Annotated in this window: 1 protein-coding gene; it reads left to right on the forward strand. The window is 69.2% G+C overall.

Going from position 1 to position 1488, the window contains the following annotated elements; translation table 11 throughout:
* Positions 1-72 precede the first annotated feature (72 nt).
* Positions 73-1401 (forward strand): IS1182 family transposase, encoded by a 1329-nt coding sequence (locus JMJ55_RS30370; RefSeq protein WP_202829337.1) that lies wholly within the window; start codon positions 73-75, stop codon positions 1399-1401.
* The last annotated feature ends 87 nt before the right edge of the window (positions 1402-1488 follow it).

Raw genomic sequence — 1488 nt, forward strand, 5'->3', positions numbered from 1 at the left:
GGGCTAGGAGCCCGTCCCGGTAACGGGTGAAGAGGCTCGACAGGCCGGGCGTGCAGTGATTCGCTCGACGGCATGACGAAGAGCTTTCGGCCCTGGAAGGTGGATGAGGTCTGGCTGCTGCCGCCCTCGGTGCAAGAGTTCGTCCCTGAGGGGCATCCCGCGCATCTGGTCCGCGACATCGCGGCGGAGGAGCTTGATCTCTCCGCCATACTTGCCGCCTACACGGAGCCAAGGGGCTATCCGCCGTACCATCCGGCGATGATGGTGGCGCTGCTGCTCTATGCCTACAGCCGTGGCGTCTACTCGTCGCGGCAGATCGCGCGGGCCTGCGAGGAGCGGCTGGACTTCCAGGCGGTGACGGCGCTGAACCGGCCGGACTTCCGCACCATCAGCGAGTTCCGCCGGCGCCATCTGGCGGCGCTGGCCGAGCTCTTCGCGCAGGTGCTCGCCTTGTGCCGGCGCGCCGGCCTGGTCAGGCTCAGCCATGTCGCGGTGGACGGCACCAAGCTGCGGGCCAATGCCTCCAAGCACAAGGCCATGAGCTACGGCCGGATGGGCCCGGCCGAGGCCGAGTTGGCCGCCGAGGTCGAGGGCTGGCTGGCGCAGGCCGAGGGCGCCGATACCGCGGAGGACGCCGCCCTCGGTGCGGACCGGCGCGGCGACGAGATGCCGGCCTGGATGCGTGATAAGCAGCGGCGCCTGGAGCGGATCCGGGCAGTGAAAGCGGAACTCGAGGCCGAGGCTCAGGCCGCCGAAGCTACCAAGCCGGACCCAGGCACGAAGGCCGACGGCTCGCCGCGCGGACGCCGCGGTCGCAAGCCAAAGCACCCGCCCGGCGTGCCGAAGCCCTCGACGCAGCGCAACTTCACCGATCCCGAGAGCCGGATCATGAAGGGCCGCGACGGTTTCGTGCAGGCCTACAACGCCCAGGCCGCGGTGGATGCGACCGCGCAGGTCATCGTGGCGCACTACCTGACCAACAACGCCGCCGATCAGGACGCGCTGGGACCACTGCTCGATGCGGTCACCGTTAACACCGAAGCCACGCCGGCCGAGGTCTCCGCCGACAGCGGCTACTGCTCCGAGGCCAACCTGGCCGATCTCGCCAGCCGCGGGATCCGCGCCTACGTCGCCACCGGTCGCGCCAAGCACCCCGATGGCGGAGAGGAGCAGCGCCGAGGCCCTCTGGTTTCGGCTATGCGTCAGCGGCTCAGACGCGCGGGTCGACGCAGCCGCTACAAAGTCCGCAAGCAGGTCGTCGAACCCGTCTTTGGACAGATCAAGGGAGCACGAGGCTTTCGGCAGTTCCAGCTCCGCGGCCTCGAGAAGGTGAAACACGAATGGGCGCTGGTCTGCACCGCCCATAATCTCACCAAGCTCGCCAGGGCAACCGCCGCCTGACGTATAGCGACGGCGTGCACGCCATCAGTGCCGCTCCGCCCCCAGCGGCATCAGCCCCGAAATGCGGTTACCGGGACGGGCTCCTAG

This window comes from Belnapia mucosa (assembly GCF_016775475.1).
Lineage (GTDB): Bacteria > Pseudomonadota > Alphaproteobacteria > Acetobacterales > Acetobacteraceae > Belnapia > Belnapia mucosa.